The sequence below is a fragment of the Pseudomonas sp. Pseu.R1 genome (genome assembly GCF_045764065.1).
Taxonomy (GTDB): domain Bacteria; phylum Pseudomonadota; class Gammaproteobacteria; order Pseudomonadales; family Pseudomonadaceae; genus Aquipseudomonas.
The window spans coordinates 2,759,843-2,775,044 of sequence record NZ_JBJGEE020000001.1 but is presented as its reverse complement, the minus strand read 5'-3'; the positions used below and the strand labels follow the sequence as shown (position 1 = coordinate 2,775,044).

At 59.8% G+C, this 15,202-nt stretch carries 12 protein-coding genes; 1 reads left to right on the top strand and 11 read right to left on the bottom strand.

The window, feature by feature from the left end; genetic code table 11:
• Nucleotides 1-17: 17 nt before the first annotated feature.
• The 11 genes from purD to ACI5GA_RS12750 form a co-directional block, all read right to left on the bottom strand.
• Entirely contained in the window at nt 18-1,313 is a 1,296-nt protein-coding gene (gene purD, locus ACI5GA_RS12800) for a phosphoribosylamine--glycine ligase (protein ID WP_421422935.1), read from the bottom strand.
• A gap of 203 nt (nt 1,314-1,516) precedes the next feature.
• Nucleotides 1,517-3,118 (bottom strand): bifunctional phosphoribosylaminoimidazolecarboxamide formyltransferase/IMP cyclohydrolase, encoded by a 1,602-nt coding sequence (gene purH, locus ACI5GA_RS12795; protein ID WP_404634096.1) that lies wholly within the window; start codon nt 3,116-3,118, stop codon nt 1,517-1,519.
• Between the two features lie 72 nt (nt 3,119-3,190).
• Nucleotides 3,191-3,511: a DNA-binding transcriptional regulator Fis gene (gene fis, locus ACI5GA_RS12790; protein WP_007907419.1), complete on the bottom strand. Its 321-nt coding sequence runs from the start codon at nt 3,509-3,511 to the stop codon at nt 3,191-3,193.
• The gene (gene dusB, locus ACI5GA_RS12785) at nt 3,508-4,521 is read right to left on the bottom strand and encodes a tRNA dihydrouridine synthase DusB (protein WP_421422933.1); all 1,014 of its coding nucleotides are present in this window, start codon (nt 4,519-4,521) and stop codon (nt 3,508-3,510) included. Before dusB ends, fis begins: the two co-directional genes overlap by 4 nt.
• A 280-nt stretch (nt 4,522-4,801) precedes the next feature.
• Complete coding sequence (locus ACI5GA_RS12780) at nt 4,802-6,160, bottom strand: DUF3426 domain-containing protein (RefSeq protein WP_421422932.1); 1,359 nt, start codon at nt 6,158-6,160, stop codon at nt 4,802-4,804.
• Nucleotides 6,161-6,209: 49 nt separating this feature from the next.
• Nucleotides 6,210-7,088, bottom strand: a complete 879-nt coding sequence (gene prmA, locus ACI5GA_RS12775) for a 50S ribosomal protein L11 methyltransferase (RefSeq protein WP_404634090.1) — start codon at nt 7,086-7,088, stop codon at nt 6,210-6,212.
• Between the two features lie 383 nt (nt 7,089-7,471).
• Nucleotides 7,472-8,836 (bottom strand): acetyl-CoA carboxylase biotin carboxylase subunit, encoded by a 1,365-nt coding sequence (gene accC, locus ACI5GA_RS12770; RefSeq protein ID WP_404634088.1) that lies wholly within the window; start codon nt 8,834-8,836, stop codon nt 7,472-7,474.
• Between the two features lie 17 nt (nt 8,837-8,853).
• Nucleotides 8,854-9,318: an acetyl-CoA carboxylase biotin carboxyl carrier protein gene (accB, locus tag ACI5GA_RS12765; RefSeq protein ID WP_404634086.1), complete on the bottom strand. Its 465-nt coding sequence runs from the start codon at nt 9,316-9,318 to the stop codon at nt 8,854-8,856.
• 78 nt (nt 9,319-9,396) lie between these two features.
• A complete protein-coding gene (gene aroQ, locus ACI5GA_RS12760; protein ID WP_404634084.1) occupies nt 9,397-9,849 on the bottom strand; it encodes a type II 3-dehydroquinate dehydratase in 453 nt (150 codons plus the stop codon).
• Between the two features lie 165 nt (nt 9,850-10,014).
• Nucleotides 10,015-11,808 (bottom strand): protein-disulfide reductase DsbD, encoded by a 1,794-nt coding sequence (locus ACI5GA_RS12755; protein ID WP_421422931.1) that lies wholly within the window; start codon nt 11,806-11,808, stop codon nt 10,015-10,017.
• 188 nt (nt 11,809-11,996) lie between these two features.
• A complete protein-coding gene (locus tag ACI5GA_RS12750) occupies nt 11,997-13,655 on the bottom strand; it encodes a diguanylate cyclase (protein WP_404634080.1) in 1,659 nt (552 codons plus the stop codon).
• 451 nt (nt 13,656-14,106) lie between these two features.
• On the opposite strand from ACI5GA_RS12750, the gene ACI5GA_RS12745 reads away from it, so the two are divergent.
• Nucleotides 14,107-15,201 (top strand): DUF2333 family protein, encoded by a 1,095-nt coding sequence (locus ACI5GA_RS12745; RefSeq protein ID WP_404634078.1) that lies wholly within the window; start codon nt 14,107-14,109, stop codon nt 15,199-15,201.
• The last annotated feature ends 1 nt before the right edge of the window (nt 15,202 follow it).

Sequence of the window (15,202 nt, the reverse complement as noted above, 5' to 3'; positions counted from 1 at the left end):
ACCGTCCACTCCCAGACTTACTCCAGATGTTCGCCGCGTTCACGGGCAATGGCGCGGTAGCCAATGTCCTTGCGGTAGAAACAGCCTTCCCAGTCAATCTTTGCAGCCAGTGCGTACGCCTGCTTCTGCGCGTCACCAACGCTGTCGCCCAGCGCGGTGGCACACAGAACACGGCCACCCGATGTCACGACCTGACCATCCTTCAATGCAGTACCGGCATGAAACACTTTACCCGGCAATGCCGCAGCAGCGTCCAGACCCTTGATTGCAGCGCCCTTGGCGTAATCGCCAGGGTAACCGCCTGCGGCCAGCACGATGCCCAGGCTTGGACGCGGATCCCACTGGGCTTCCACTTTGTCCAGAGCTTGCGCCAAAGCAGCCTCGACCAGCAAGACCAGGCTCGATTGCAGACGCAGCATGACCGGCTGGGTTTCCGGGTCGCCGAAGCGGCAGTTGAACTCGATGACCTTCGGGTTACCGGCCTTGTCGATCATGAGACCAGCATAGAGGAAGCCGGTGTAAACGTTACCTTCCTCGGCCATGCCTCGGACGGTCGGCCAGATCACCTGGTCCATGACGCGCTGATGCACGTCAGCGGTCACCACTGGCGCCGGGGAGTAGGCACCCATGCCGCCAGTGTTCGGGCCGCTGTCGCCATCGGCAACGCGTTTGTGGTCCTGGCTGGTGGCCATTGGCAGTACGTTCTTGCCGTCGACCATGACGATGAAGCTGGCTTCTTCGCCATCCAGGAACTCTTCGATCACAACGCGAGAACCGGCGTCACCGAAGGCGTTGCCTGCGAGCATGTCACGTACGGCTTCTTCGGCCTCGGTCAGCGTCATCGCGACGATCACGCCCTTGCCAGCGGCCAGGCCGTCGGCCTTGATCACGATCGGTGCGCCTTTTTCGCGCAGATAAGCCAGCGCAGGCTCGATCTCGGTAAAGTTCTGGTAGTCGGCTGTCGGAATCTTGTGACGGGCCAGGAAATCCTTGGTGAACGCTTTCGAGCCTTCCAGTTGCGCAGCGCCCTTGGTTGGGCCGAAGCAGTCCAGACCACGGGAGCGGAACAGGTCGACGACACCGGCCACCAGCGGGACTTCCGGGCCGACGATGGTCAGGGAGACGTTCTTCTCGGCGAAATCCGCCAGTTGCTCAAGTGCCAGCACGTCGATGGCGACGTTCTCGCACTTGGCTTCGATGGCGGTCCCGGCGTTGCCTGGTGCAACGAAAACCTTCTGCACGCGGGCGTCCTGCGCGACCTTCCAGGCCAGTGCGTGTTCGCGGCCACCGCTGCCGATGATGAGTACGTTCATTTCAAAACCTCGATGACGCTAATTCTGTGGGTGTTGCTCGTAACGCTTTTGATCTTCTCAAAACTGCGTTACGAGGTCGCAATGGAGTAGGTGTATGCAAGGCGGATGGGGCTTCGCTGAGTCGGAGTTGCCTCCTGGCAATGAGCATCAGCGGAGCCCCATCCAACGCAGCAGACGCCTGCTACAGTGCGGCCGTTGTCATGTTAGTGACGGAAGTGGCGCATGCCGGTGAACACCATCGCGATACCGGCTTCGTCCGCCGCCGCAATCACTTCCGCATCACGCATCGAGCCACCTGGCTGGATCACAGCCGTGATACCAACCTTGGCCGCGTTGTCCAGACCGTCGCGGAACGGGAAGAACGCATCCGATGCCATCACGGAACCGGCGACCTGCAGGCCTGCGTGTTCGGCTTTAATGGCAGCGATACGTGCGGAGTTCACGCGGCTCATCTGGCCTGCGCCGACGCCGATGGTCTGGCGGTTCTTGGCGTAGACGATGGCGTTGGATTTGACGTATTTGGCCACTTTCCAGGCGAAGATCAGGTCGTTGACTTCCTGCTCGGTCGGGGCGCGTTTGGTCACGACTTTCAGGTCGTCAGCGCTGATCATGCCGTTGTCACGGCTCTGGACCAGCAGGCCGCCATTGACGCGCTTGTAGTCCCAGGCCGGGACGCGGTCAGCTGCCCACTGGCCGCTGGTCAGCAGGCGCACGTTGGCTTTGCTGGCGACGATGGCCTGGGCTTCGGCGCTCACGCTCGGGGCGATGATCACTTCAACGAACTGACGCTCGACGATGGCTTTGGCGGTCTCGGCGTCCAGTTCACGGTTGAAGGCGATGATGCCGCCGAACGCCGACTCGCTGTCGGTGGCGTAAGCCAGTTCGTAGGCCTGACGAATGCCGCCTTCCGGGCTGACCGCAACGCCGCACGGGTTGGCGTGCTTGACGATCACGCAGGCCGGTTTGACGAAGCTCTTCACGCATTCCAGCGCAGCGTCGGTGTCGGCCACGTTGTTGTACGACAGTTCTTTGCCTTGCAGTTGGGTCGCGGTGGCGATACCGACTTCAGCCGGTTTGGCTTCCACGTAGAACGCCGCGCTCTGGTGCGGGTTCTCGCCGTAGCGCATTTCCTGGGCTTTGATGAACTGAGTGTTGAAGGTGCGCGGAAATTCGCTGCGGCCTTCGGTCGACAGGGTTTCGGCGCTCTGATCGACGCTGCCCAGGTAGTTGGCGATCATGCCGTCGTAGGCGGCGGTGTGTTCGAACGCCTTGAGCATCAGGTCGAAGCGCTGAGCGTAGGTCAGGCCACCGGCTTTCAGGCTTTCCAGCACTTGGCCGTAGTCGCTGGCATTGACCACGATGGCCACGTCTTTGTGGTTTTTCGCGGCAGAGCGGACCATGGTCGGGCCGCCGATGTCGATGTTTTCGATGGCGGTCGGCAGGTCGCAGCCTGGCTTGGAAACGGTGGCTTCGAACGGGTACAGGTTCACGGCCACCAGGTCGATCGGCTTGATGCCATGCTCGGCCATGATGGCGTCGTCAGTACCGCGACGGCCCAGAATGCCACCGTGGATTTTCGGGTGCAGGGTCTTGACCCGGCCGTCCATCATTTCTGCGAAGCCGGTGTAATCCGCGACTTCGACCGCTGCAACGCCATTGTCCTTGAGCAGTTTGAACGTGCCGCCAGTGGACAGGATCTCGACGCCCAGGGCTTCGAGTTCACGGGCGAATTCAAGGATTCCGGTTTTGTCGGAAACGCTGATCAAGGCGCGGCGGATCGGCAGGCGGGTAGTCTGGTCGGTCATCTCAACTTCCATTATCAATTCAGCAAAAAAAACGACCGCAGGGGATGAGGTCGCTTTTTGTGTTTTGGATGCTTACAGCAGATCGTACTGCTTGAGTTTCTTGCGCAGGGTGCCACGGTTCAGGCCCAGCAGCTCGGAGGCTTTGGTCTGGTTGCCCTTGACGTAGTTCATCACGCACTCAAGCAACGGCGCCTCGACTTCCGAGAGCACCAGGTTGTAGACATCAGTGACGGCAGCACCTTCCAGGTGGGCGAAATAATTGTGCAGCGCCTTTTCGACGCTTCCGCGCAGGGTCTGACCCTCTTCGCTTGGCGTGTTGAGGTGCTGTTTCAAATTGACGTTGTCGCTCACGGGTGTTGTTCCACTCACTAAAGTCTCTGTCATCATCGTCATGCGGCCACCTCTTGTTCGTTCCCTGCTTTCGGGCTTTTTTGGCGTTCGGCAAAAAAGTCCCGAACGTTGGCGCACTGTGCTTCCGTATCTTCCAAACGATTGAAAAGGGCGCGAAACTCCCTGGCGCCCGGCAAGGTTGCGAGATACCAGCCGACGTGTTTTCGGGCAATCCGCACGCCCATCACGTCGCCATAGAACGTGTGAAGCGCGGCCAGATGCTCTAGCAGAATGCGTTCCACTTCGTTCAACCCCAGCGCCGGGAGTTTCTCCCCGGTGCGCAGGTAGTGCTCTATCTCGCGAAAAATCCATGGGCGCCCTTGGGCGGCCCGGCCTATCAGCAGTCCATCGGCACCGGTCGCGTACAGCACGTGCCGGGCTTTCTCCGGTGAATCGATGTCGCCATTGGCAAACACCGGAATCGACACCGCCTGCTTGATCGCGGCAATGGTGTCGTACTCGGCTTCGCCGGTGTAGAGATCCGCACGGGTGCGTCCATGTACCGCCAACGCCTGAATGCCTGCTTGTTCGGCGATTCTGGCAACCGTCAGACCATTCTTGTTCGCCCGGTCCCAGCCGGTGCGAATCTTCAGGGTGACCGGTACCTCGACTGCCGCGACCACCGCGTGCAGGATTTCGGTCACCAACTGTTCATCTTTCAACAACGCGGAACCCGCGGCCTTGTTGCAGACCTTCTTGGCAGGACAGCCCATGTTGATGTCGATGATCTGTGCGCCAAGTTCGACGTTGGCGCGTGCCGCATCCGCAAGCATCTGCGGATCACCACCAGCGATCTGGACCGAGCGGGGCTCGGGATCGCCTTCATGAATCATGCGAAGCCGCGACTTGCGGCTGTTCCACAGGCTCATGTCACTGGTGACCATTTCCGAGACCACCAGCCCCGCGCCAAGTTGGCGGCAGAGCTGACGGAACGGTTGGTCGGTGACGCCCGCCATGGGGGCGAGGATCAAGCCGTTCTGCAATGTATAGGGGCCGATGCGTACCGCCGACATAGGGTGACCTGTTGTGGGGCCGTATCACGAAGCCTGGTCCGAAAAGTGCTTTGGCAGCTATTCAGACGGGACCCAGAGTATGAAAAAGGGTGGGCATGATACCCGCTCTCGATGACCGGATAAAGGCTGAATTGGATAAAATCTGAACAGTTGCATTCTTATCGCGAACGGTTAGGAAGGCGTTCGCATTGTCATAAAACTGTCGTCAGCATCCTGATGGCTCTGTGCCGCATTTTAGAGCGCTCAGGCGGCGTGAAATCCGCTCGGCCAGAGGGGAAGTTTACTCCGGCGAGCGAAAACTCAAACTGTAATTCACAGCCTTCGGACCTGGGTCAAGAATGTCCAAAGCGATGTGGATAGGCGTCTGGGGCGGCATTTCGTCCTTTCCGGCCAGCTCACCGCTCAGGTATTCGCCGGGTTTGAACCGACGACTGGCAATCAACTGACCATTGGTATCGGCGAAGCGCAGTTCCAGCAGCGGGAACGGTTGAGCGAACGAGGCGCGGTTATAGATGATCGCATCGACGACCAGCGCGCCCTGAAATTCGGGATGGCTGCGCACCACCAGGTTGCTGCTCTTGAGCAGCTTGATGTCGACCCTGGAGGGCACTTTGCAGCCGACTTGGGGGCAGATGTCCTGAAACCATGAGCGATATTGGTCCTGACGTGCCAGTTCGTCGAAGTGGTACCACACGTATTGCCCTGCCAGCGCCCCCAGTGCGATCAGTGAGAGCAACAGCCAAAGCAGGCGGCGCCCCCAGCGTGGCTTGGGTTTTTGCCACGACAGTTGCAAGGGGTCGTCCATCAGGTCGAGCAAGGCCTGATCCCGTAGCCCCGGCTCATGACGTCCTCGTTTGCCGTTAGGGAGCGGCTCGTCGTCCTCGGCGTTGTCGTGAGAGGCGTAGCGTTCGTCGTCGCCGTCCAGTGCCGAGAAACGCTCGGAGGGCTGTGTGCCGTGAGGCTCTTCGTCGATGTGGATTCGATCCGACTGACGAGGCTCGTCGTCCAGGTCGTCGGGTGCCATCGACAGTGAAGGCTCGGTGCGTGCGTCGTCATGGTCGAGATCGCTGTCAGTCAGCGGCTCGTCCAGCGCGTCAGGCTCATGGTGGTCTTTATGGTCATCGATCACTTCAGCCCGCAATTCCGGCAAATGGCTGACATCATCATGGCTAAGGCCTTGATTCCACGGGTCAGTGGCGACATCCGGTTCATCACGTCGAGCACTGAAGGATTCGACCTCATCGTGCTCACGTGACGGATGTGCGCGCCCGAACGATTCCGGCAACTGGATTTCCCGTTGTTCGAGGCGGGCGAGTTCGACGTCGAGGTCATCGAGGTCGAGGCTGTCCATGTCGACTGTCCGGTCTTCGTGTTTGACAGGAACAGGTGCGGGTTGGGCGAGGGTGACCGATTGCGGTGCAATGACTTCGGGGCGCGGTTCGACTGCAGCGGGCTCGGAGAGTGGGGTGGTGGTCGATGCCCGCGCCTGGGCGCTTTTTTCCAACAGTTGTTTCGCGGCATTGAACACTTGCAGGCAGGAACCGCAGCGCACCATGCCTCGGGCCACGCTCAACTGGGCGTGGCTGACGCGGAAACTGGTCTGGCAGTGAGGACACTGGGTGACGAAACTGTCGGTCATGCGGGTATCCGGGCTTAACGAGCGCCTAAAAGGTTGCAGTCAGTGGGTATCAGCGACGACGTCCGGAGATTCTTACCCAGCCGTCGCGGTTGGCGATCGGGTCCAGGTCGAATGCGTCGGCGTAGGCTGCTGCCACTTCATCGCCTTGTTCGGCCAGAATGCCGGACAACGCCAGGCGTCCACCGGGTTTGACCAGGCTGGCCAACTGAGGTGCCAGAGAAACCAGAGGGCCGGCCAGAATATTTGCCACCAGCACGTCGGCAGGCTCTTTGGGCAGGTCTTCCGGCAGGTACAGCGGGAATTTCTCGGCAGGCACGTTGTTGCGCCCGGCATTGTCGCGAGAGGCCTCAAGGGCCTGCACGTCGATGTCGGTTCCCACTGCATGTTTCGCGCCCAACAGCAATGCGGCGATGGCGAGGATGCCCGACCCGCAGCCGAAATCCAGCACGTTGGCGTCGCTCAGGTCCTGACCGTCCAGCCATTCCAGGCACAGTGCGGTGGTCGGATGGGTGCCGGTGCCGAAGGCCAGGCCCGGGTCCAGCAGCAAGTTGACGGCATCGGGCTCGGGCGCTGAGTGCCAGCTTGGCACGATCCACAGACGCTGGCCGAAACGCATGGGCTGGAAGTTGTCCATCCAGCTGCGCTCCCAATCCTGATCTTCGATGACTTCGTGGGTGTGCTCGGGCAGTTCGGCGTCGGTGAGCAATTTCAGGTGCGCGAGCGCCAGTTCGGCGTCGGTATCGGCTTCGAACAGGGCCAGCAGGTGGGTGTGTGCCCACAGCGGCGTGGTGTTGAGTTCCGGTTCAAAGATCGGCTGGTCTTCAGCATCCATGAAGGTCACGGACACGGCACCGACTTCAAGCAGCGCGTCTTCGTAGGTTTCGGCTTGTTCTGGGCTGATGGCGAGACGGACTTGCAGCCAAGGCATGGCGGATTACCTTCGAATTGAAAAAATGACAGGCGGCACAACGCCGCGAAAGACCGGCAAGTTTACGGGGTTCGGGGGGAAACAACAAAGAGGGTGATGCCGGGATTGGGTTTTGATTTTGTGGGAGCCGGCTTGCTGGTGAATGCGTCAGGTCCGACGCCACAATGTTGAATGGTCCACCGCGTTCGCCAGCAAGCCGGCTCCCACAAGGTTCGGTGTTGGTCACAAGATCCGGATTCGGCGCGATTTCTGTGGGAGCTGCCTTGGTGGCGAATGCTGTTGACCAGGCAGCATGGAATCTCCCACAGAAAAGCGCGTAAGGCGCCAGAAACAACAAAGCCGCTCGAAAGCGGCTCTGTTGTTTTGTAACACTTACTGGCGGATCAGTGTTTCTCACCGGCCAGTTTGTGTTCCAGGTAGTGAATGTTGACGCCGCCTTTGCAGAAGCCTTCATCGCGGGTCAGATCACGGTGCAGCGGGATGTTGGTCTTGATGCCATCCACGATGATTTCGTCCAGGGCGTTGCGCATGCGGGCCATGGCCTCGTCGCGGGTCGCGCCCCAGGTGATCAGCTTGCCGATCAGGGAATCGTAGTTCGGCGGCACCGCATAACCGCTGTACAGGTGCGAATCGACGCGAACGCCGTTGCCGCCTGGTGCGTGGAAATGCTTGACCGTGCCAGGGCTCGGCATGAAGGTGCGCGGATCTTCTGCGTTGATCCGGCATTCCAGGGCGTGGCCGTGGATCTTCACGTCGTCCTGGGTGTACGACAGCTTGTTGCCCGCGGCGATGCTCAGCATCTCCTTGACGATGTCGATACCGGTGACCATTTCGGACACCGGGTGCTCGACCTGAACGCGGGTGTTCATTTCGATGAAATAGAACGCGCCGTTTTCGTACAGGAATTCGAACGTACCGGCACCGCGGTAACCGATGTCGATGCACGCCTTGACGCAGCGGGCCAGCACTTCAGCGCGGGCCTTTTCGTCGATGCCTGGCGCCGGTGCTTCTTCCAGCACCTTCTGGTGACGGCGTTGCAGCGAGCAGTCGCGGTCGCCCAGGTGAATCGCATGACCCTGCCCGTCGGACAGCACCTGAACTTCCACGTGGCGTGGGTTGGTCAGGAACTTCTCCAGATAGACCATCGGGTTGCCGAACGCCGCGCCTGCTTCGGAGCGGGTCAGTTTGGCCGAGGCGATCAGGTCTTCTTCCTTGTGCACCACGCGCATACCGCGACCACCGCCGCCGCCAGCGGCCTTGATGATCACCGGGTAGCCGACCTGACGGCCGATGCGCAGGGCTTCTTCTTCGTCTTCCGGCAGCGGGCCGTCGGAACCGGGAACGGTCGGAACACCGGCCTTGATCATGGCGTCCTTCGCCGAGACCTTGTCGCCCATCAGGCGAATCACGTCAGCGTTCGGGCCGATGAAGGCAAAACCGGATTTTTCGACCTGCTCGGCGAAGTCGGCGTTTTCCGCGAGGAAGCCGTAACCGGGGTGAATCGCCGTGGCGCCGGTGACTTCGGCCGCCGCGATGATCGCCGGAATGTGCAGGTAGGATTGAGCAGCCGATGCCGGACCGATGCACACGGACTCGTCCGCCAGACCCAGGTGCATCAGCTCCTTGTCGGCCTTGGAGTACACGGCGACGGTCTTGATGCCCAGCTCTTTGCAGGCACGCAGGATCCGCAGGGCGATTTCACCGCGGTTGGCGATCAGTACTTTTTCCAACTTCGCAGGATTCGTCATCACAGACACTCCGCGGTTCAAACGATGGTGAACAGCGGCTGGTCAAACTCAACCGGCTGGCCGTCTTCGACGAGGATGGACTCGATCACGCCGCTGGTTTCGGCTTCGATGTGGTTCATCATTTTCATCGCTTCGACGATGCACAGGGTGTCGCCTTTCTTCACGGTCTGGCCGACTTCAACGAAAGCTGGCGAGGTTGGCGAAGCCTTGCGGTAGAAGGTGCCGACCATTGGCGAGCGGGCAATGGTGCCGTTCAGTTTTGGAGCGGCGGCTGGCGCGTCGGCGGCAGCGGCAACAGGAGCAGCGGCGGGTGCAGGCGCTGCGACCGGAGCGGCAGCCGGGGCAGGCGCGTAGAACTGCTGCGCTGGAGCCTTGCTGTGGCGGCTGATACGGACGGACTCCTCGCCTTCCTTGATCTCCAGCTCGTCGATGCCAGATTCTTCCAGCAGTTCGATCAGTTTCTTGACTTTACGGATATCCATTAATCAACTCCCAGGGGACGGTCAGGGGTAATTCAGTAGCCGGTTCGGGCCGTGTGGCTCAGTGCGAAACGTCGCCGTTCACGCCTTCGAACGGGTGGCCAATTGTTCCAGGGCGGCCTCCAGGGCCAGTCGGTAACCGCTGGCGCCAAGGCCGCAGATCACGCCTACAGCAACATCTGAAAAGTAGGAGTGATGGCGGAAAGGTTCTCGTTTGTGCACGTTCGAGAGGTGCACTTCGATGAATGGGATGCTCACTCCCAGCAACGCGTCACGTATTGCGACACTTGTGTGAGTAAAAGCAGCCGGATTGATCAGAATGAAGTCCACGCCTTCATCCCGTGCCGCGTGAATGCGATCGATCAATTCGTACTCGGCGTTGCTTTGCAGGTACATCAGATGGTGGCCGGCTTCGCGCGCGCGCTTTTCCAGATCCTGATTGATGTCGGCCAACGTGATCGAGCCATAGATTCCCGGTTCGCGGCTGCCCAGCAAGTTCAGGTTAGGTCCGTGCAGAACCAGAAAAGTCGCCATCGTGTGTTCCTTGTTGTGGGCGTTGTCGACGCTCATACATAGGTATGAGCCGTTGATGCGCAGCGACTATGCCGGAAAGCGCAATGGACTGTCCAGTTACCGACCCAGATATCGACAATGTTCAGCACGATGTCCGATGTTCGCGCAAAGTTTGTGACTATAGGGCTAAATTTGGTCATTTGCTCTAGAAAGGCGCTCAGAGAACCCTTCCACGTCGATTTCGCCGACGACACGCACATTTTTCAGCTCGTTCCCGTCTTTTCCGAAAAACAGCAAGGCAGGAGGGCCAAATAATTTGTACTGATCCAGCAGCGCGCGCTGATCGGCACTGCTCTCGGTCATGTCGAAGCGAATCAGCCGAAACCCCTTGAGCTGGCTAACAATGTTCGGGTCGGGCAGGACTTCATGCTCAATCACCTTGCAACTGATGCACCAGTCGGCGTACCAGTCCACCAATACGGGTTTTTCGCTATTTTTCGAATCGGCGAGGATCTGTTTCAGCTCGCTCACCTGTTTCACTGTCTGCCATTGGTAAGACGATGTTTCCGCGCTAACCGGTGCCATCGATATGCGGCCGAGTGGGCGAAGTGGATCGGTCTGCCCATTGAACGCGCCGTACCAGCAGGACAGAGCGTAGACCAGTAAAAACAGACCGACTAATTGAGCAAGACGGCCCCGCGTGGTTTTTTCCGTGAACTCCAGCGCGCCGAGAAACACCGCCACACCGGCCCACAGCAAGCCGATCAGCAGCAATGTGGCCTGGCCTGGAATGACTCGACTGAGCAGCCCGATGGCCAGTGCCAGCAGCAGAACGCCAATGGCGTTTTTAACCGTCACCAGCCACGGGCCGCTTTTCGGCAGCCATGCCGCGCCGCCCGTGGCGACCAGTACCAGCGGCGCGCCCATGCCCAAACCGAGCGCGAACAGTTTCAGCGCCCCGCCCCATGCGTCGCCACTGGCGCTTATATAAAGAAGAGCGCCCGCCAACGGGGCCGAAACGCAGGGAGAAACCAGCAGGCTCGACACCACCCCCAGCACTGCGGCGCCCCACAAAGAGCCACCTTGGGTGTTGCCGGCGATGCGATCCAGCCGGTCATTCAGGGCGCGGGGCAGGCGCAGTTCGAAAGCACCGAACATGGCGATGGCAAACACCACGAAAAACAGTGAAAACGGCACCAGGACCCAGGCCGATTGCAACCGAGCCTGAAGATTGAGACTCGCACCGAACAGCCCCATCAGCGCCCCGAGAATCGCAAAGCAGATCGCCATGGGCAGCACGTATGCGAGGGACAGCGAGAAGCCGCGCACACCGCCAATCTGTCCGCGCAGCACCACGCCCGACAGGATTGGCAGCATGGGCAGGACGCATGGCGTGAAGGTCAGACCGATGCCCGCGAGAAAGAACAATGCCAACTGTTTCCAACTGAACGGTGCTTTGCTTTCGCTGAGCGCAGGCGTGTAATCGAGCGAAGGTGCGGCACCGCCGATGCTCAGCCGTTCGGTCTCTGGCGGGTAGCACAAACCTTTGTCGGCGCAGCCCTGATACGTGACCACCAGCGTGAACGGTCGGTTATCCCCGGCTTTGCGCGGCAGATTGACGTCGAGGATGCCGTGATACACCTCAACATCGCCGAAGTATTCGTCGTGCTTTTTCTCGCCGTCGGGCAACTGCGCAGCGCCCAGGCCGATGTCCGCGGGCTCGGTGCGGAACTGGAAGCGGTGGCGGTAGAGGTAGTAGCCCTCGGTGGCGACGAATTGCAGCTTGATCGCTTCGGGCGTCGTGTCGATCAGGTTCAGTTGGAAGGCCTGACGAACCGGCAAAAAGTCCTTGCTGTTGTCGATGGCCGAGCCACCCAGTGCAGGGCTTCCCAAGCCGGACGCTGGCCGACTGTCCAGCAGGCTCGCGCCTAAGGCGGGGAGGGCAAGGGTCAGCAAAATCAGACAAAGCAGGCGGCGCATGGCGGTCTCGCATCACGAAGATGCGCGCATGATAACGGATCTTTGTCGATGTGCAGGTGGGAGGTGTGTTCCGGACACCTCCCTGTAGCAGTCCGGCTTGTCGACGGGTTGCGTCCTCGAGATCGCTGCCGTCGGCAAGCCGGACTGCTAGAAGGATGGCGGGGAACTCGCGAAGCGAGACGCAGCGACTAAACGATGTCCACCGGGTAATGCTTGCCGGACTGCACGAAATCATCTTGCAACGTAAACACCTGATTACGCCCTGCCTTTTTCGCGCGATACAACGCTTCGTCAGCATGAGATGCCATCATCAACGAGTCGTCGTATTCGCCTAGCTCCACAACCCCGGCACTGAAGGTGCAGAACAGATCCGCAGGCTGCGCCGGGTAATGGATTTCGGCAAAGCGGCGACGGATTTCGTCGAGTACGCCATAGGCGGACTTCAGGTCAGTGTCAGGCATGACCACCGCGAACTCTTCGCCACCGTAGCGGCCGATGTAGTCGGTCTTGCGTAACCGCTGCTTGAGAAACAGCGCCAGGCTCTTGATCACGCGGTCGCCCATCGGGTGACCGTGGGTGTCGTTCACCTTCTTGAAGTGGTCGATGTCGAGCATCGCAAAGCTCAGCGGTTTGCTCTCGCGGCGCGCACGGAAGCTGCAATCTTCGAGCAGTTGCAGAATGTGTGTGTGGTTATACAGGCCGGTCAGGCTGTCGCGGACCATTCGCGCCTTGAGGTTACGAGCGCGGGCGGCGCGGTTGCGCACGGTCGTGATCAAGTGCCGTGGTTTGATCGGCTTGGTGAGGAAGTCGTCGCCGCCTTCACTCATCGCATCCAGTTGCTTGTCGAGATCGTCCTCGGCGGACAGGTAAATGATCGGCACGCTGACGTAACGGTCGTTATGACGAATCACTTTGGCCAGCTCGGTGCCGGTACAGCCGGGCATGTACATGTCGAGGATGATCAGGTCCGGCTGGAATTCGGCCAGCTCGGACATGGTTTTGATCGGATCGAACAGCGTGCGCGTGACAATTCCGGCGTTGTTCAGCAAGCGCTCGGTGTGCGTGGCCTGTGCGCGGGAATCATCGATGATCAGCACTTTATAGGGTTCGTATTGAGCGACCCGCGTGAGGATCTCGATTTTCTCCAGCAGGCTCGACGCTTCCAGCGTCCCCGTCAGGAACTCCTCGCCTCCTGCGCGCACAGCCGCCAACCGCGTCGGGGTATCGGTTTCGTGATGACTGAAGAACAGCAACGGCAATTTCTGCTCCAGGCCTTCCTGCATTTTGGCGGCCAGTTTCAGGCCTTCGCCCACACCTCCAAAATCCACGTCCATGACCACCGCCGCAGGCAGACGCTCCGCCAGCGACGCATGGAATGCGTGAACGCTGTCGAGGGACTGGGCGCTCAAACCGAAGAATTCCAGTTGCTTGGCCAGCCGCTCCGCCCGTTCGTCATCTTGCAGCATCACGTAAATAGGCTTGCGAAGCGGTGGCAGCGATGTGTGCTCAAGCTTGTCGCCGTGGCGCAGGCCGGTGCGCGAGAGGCGTTGCATGAGTCGATTAAGATCGGTGATCAGCGTGCTGCTCAGGCGACCACGGTTGGCTTCCACGTCCAGAAGTGACTGACTGATTGCACGCGCCAGTTGAGCATGCTCGACCTGATCGAAACGCTCGGCGAAGCGCAGCAGGCGCTGGTTGGCGTCGCTGAGTTCTTCGAGGTCGGCAGGCGACCATTCGCTTTGCTGCAAGCGCTGCCAGACCTCAAGAATCTGACGTGCCTGATGAATGACGCGCTGAGCGAAATGGTGCTTGAGACGGTCACGGCTCGGATCTTCTGGTTCGGTCATATCCTGACTACTTATAGGGGAAACCCTGATACAAATGCTGGCGCTATGCTAGCACCACTTTTCATCGGCAAGTGCGCCGTAAGTCATTTTGTTGTCATTTTTTATCGACTTTTCGCGTCAATTTTTTATCTTCCTGAGCCATAAGCGTGCCAGATCCGACAGAAAAGCGACCGATGGATTCCCTTGTTGTATCGGGAAATGCCTGAGAGGCTCTGTTTCCATGTGCGAATGTATTCGCAAGAGGCCCCTACACTCTGCGCAGGTGTAACGACATGCTCACGTCATCGCGAATGAATTCGCTCAAACAGGTTGTCTGCGTTTCCCGGTCAGCGATGACGCCCACGGACCTGCGGATTACGCATTTGAGCCATCGCTCGCGTTCCTGACGAACGCACCTTGCTGTAAGGTTGCGGTCAGAAGCACTGAATTCCGTGATTGAAAGGACAAGGCCATGCTGGATTGGAAGAAACGCTCGGAAACCTCGGGCGCAGGTGAGCGTGTTGAAGAGAAGCCGATAGGCAAGGCACCCCGTGGTTATTGGGGTGGTCTGTTCTTCAGTCGCGCTGTCGGTGCGGTGGTGGGCATCTATCTGGTGATCACTGTCGCGCTCGGCATCTGGTGGAGCAGCGAGCCTGCGATGTTTCCGGTCCAGCAAAACGCTCAGGCGGCCGCCGAGCGTGAAGGCAAGCAGATGGTGATTGGCTACACCACCGTCGAAACCCTCAAGACCGTCGTGTCGACCTTGCTCGACAAGCCGGGCGGTTACATTTCCAACGACCGTTTCCCGCCCGGCCTGTGGCTGGACAACATGCCAAGTTGGGAATACGGCGTGCTGGTTCAAGTCCGCGACCTGACACGCGCTCTGCGTAAAGACTTCGCCCGCTCGCAATCGCAATCCGCTGAAGACAGCGATCTGGCTCGCGCCGAGCCGCTGTTCAACTTCGACAACCGCAGTTGGATCCTGCCATCGAGCGAATCGCAGTACCGTGATGGCATCGCTGCGCTGAGCCGCTATCAGGCGCGCCTGTCTGACCCGAATCAGAAAAATGCCCTCTTCTATACCCGCGCCGACAACCTGAACAACTGGCTGGGCGACGTGGGAACGCGTCTGGGTTCGCTGTCGCAGCGTCTGTCGGCCAGCGTCGGCCGCGTGAAACTCAACACCAGCCTGAAAACCGAAGCTCAGTCCGAGGTGTCGGTGAAACCGGGTGAAGTGCCGCAGGTTGACGAAGAAATCGTCGAGACCCCGTGGATGCAGATCGACAACGTATTCTATGAGGCGCGTGGTCAGGCTTGGGCCTTGTCGCACCTGCTGCGTGCCATTGAAGTGGACTTCGCTGACGTATTGGCGAAGAAAAACGCCACCGTGAGCGTGCGTCAGATCATTCGTGAACTGGAAGCTTCTCAAGAGCCGATGTGGAGTCCGGTCATCCTCAACGGCAGCCCGTTCGGCGTGTTCGCCAACCACTCGCTGGTCATGGCCAACTACCTGTCCCGCGCCAACGCAGCCGTCATCGACCTGCGCCAACTGCTGTCGCAGGGTTGAT